At 63.9% G+C, this 1,600-nt stretch carries 2 protein-coding genes and 1 pseudogene; 1 reads left to right on the top strand and 2 read right to left on the bottom strand.

Annotated elements, in window-relative coordinates; all coding sequences use genetic code 11:
- Positions 1 to 51: 51 nt before the first annotated feature.
- Complete coding sequence (locus FJ980_RS31050) at positions 52 to 762, top strand: GH25 family lysozyme (RefSeq protein WP_140547368.1); 711 nt, start codon at positions 52 to 54, stop codon at positions 760 to 762.
- A 14-nt stretch (positions 763 to 776) separates the two neighbouring features.
- On the opposite strand, the gene FJ980_RS31045 is transcribed toward FJ980_RS31050, so the two are convergent.
- Complete coding sequence (locus FJ980_RS31045; RefSeq protein ID WP_246676644.1) at positions 777 to 1,439, bottom strand: uracil-DNA glycosylase; 663 nt, start codon at positions 1,437 to 1,439, stop codon at positions 777 to 779.
- A gap of 11 nt (positions 1,440 to 1,450) precedes the next feature.
- Positions 1,451 to 1,600: pseudogene (locus FJ980_RS35615) on the bottom strand (NYN domain-containing protein); the annotation flags it as partial.

Here is a 1,600-nt window from a genome sequence, read left to right as displayed (position 1 = left end):
TTTGGCTTTCAGGGTTCTAGCCAAGGAGGCAGAATACCGGAGGGGACAGTCTTGAAGAACCGGATCATCCTCTGGGGATCGGTCAGCCTGGTTTTTGCAATGCTCATGGTCGCTGGCGGCTTCTTCTATTTCCATGCGTTTTCTCCGGATCGCGGCAAATATCCTGTCAGGGGCATCGACGTTTCGCATCATCAGGGCCGGATCGACTGGCGACGCGTTGCCGCCGCCGATGTCGCCTTTGCGGTCATCAAGGCGACCGAGGGCGGCGATCATGTCGACGATGCCTTTGCCATCAATCTGCGCGAGGCTCGTGCTGCCGGGCTCGCTGTCGGCGCCTATCACTTTTTCACCTTCTGCCGGCCGGGCGCCGACCAGGCAAAGAATTTCATCGCCGTGGTGCCGCACGACCAGCCTTTGCTGCCCCCGGTCGTCGACATCGAGTTCGGCGGCAATTGCCCGCAGCGCCCTTCGCCCGAACAACTCGATGCCGAACTCCAGGCCTTCCTCGGTCCCGTTGAAGCCGCCTTTGGCAAGAAGGCCATCATCTATCTGACCGACGATGCAGCAACGGCCTATGCAGGACAGATCGCCGCCCGTCCGCTCTGGCTTCGCTCACTGCTGCTCGAGCCGGGTCGCGACGATTGGGTCTACTGGCAGTACCACAACAGGGGCCGCGTCGAGGGCATCGTCGGTGACGTCGACCTGAACGTCCTGCAAGGCGGTCAGGAGACGCTGGCCGCGTTGTTCGCGCCGGCGTTGTAAGGCAATTCCAGACCCTACGAATCCAGGAACGCCGCAATTTCCCTGAAAACGCTGACGAACATCGCTTCGGTCAGCACGCCGGTGTTGGTGTTGTCGCGCGAGCAGTGATAGCTGGAAAACAGCGTAATGCCATCGGCCTCCTGCCGCCCGCCATGCTTGAAGGGATAGGCGGCGACGCGCTGGCCCAGTGCCCGCACGGTCGACTGGTGCGCGATCGAACCAAGTGTCAGCACGGCCCGCAAATTGGGAAACCGTGCGATCGTCGGCACAAGGAAAGTCCGGCAGGTGGCGATCTCGGCGCCCACAGGCTTGTTCTCGGGAGGCACGCAGCGGACGGCGTTGGTGATTGCCGTTCCAACGAGCTCCAACCCATCGTCAGGCCGTGCCTTGAACTCGCCGCGCGCCAAGCCGTGCGCGATCAACGTGCCGTAGAGCAGGTCGCCGGCATAGTCGCCCGTGAAAGGCCGGCCCGTGCGGTTCGCTCCGCGCAGGCCGGGCGCAAGCCCGACGATCAGCAGCCGGACCGAATCGTCGCCTTCGGGCGGCAGGAAGGTCGGAACCGGCGCGTTGAACCACGATGGCTCGCGTTGCCGCCACTCGGCAATGAAACCGTGCAGCCGCGGACAGAGCGGGCAATCGCGATCGGGTTCCGGGGAGGCGGCCAGATGTGCGGCCAACGCAGCCGCCCTCAGTACTCGTCCTCTTCCGTCTCGGCCGGTTCGGGTCGGCGCACCGGCCTTTCGGAGGGATCGCGGCCCACCTCGTTCTTCAACGTCATCAGGTCGATGAAATGGTCGGCCTGGCGACGCAGATCGTCAGAGATCATCGGCGGCTGCGA

Source organism: Mesorhizobium sp. B1-1-5, from assembly GCF_006443065.1.
Taxonomy (GTDB): domain Bacteria; phylum Pseudomonadota; class Alphaproteobacteria; order Rhizobiales; family Rhizobiaceae; genus Mesorhizobium.
Note: the sequence above shows the minus strand (reverse complement) of the source record. Positions and strands in the feature narration are given on the sequence as shown.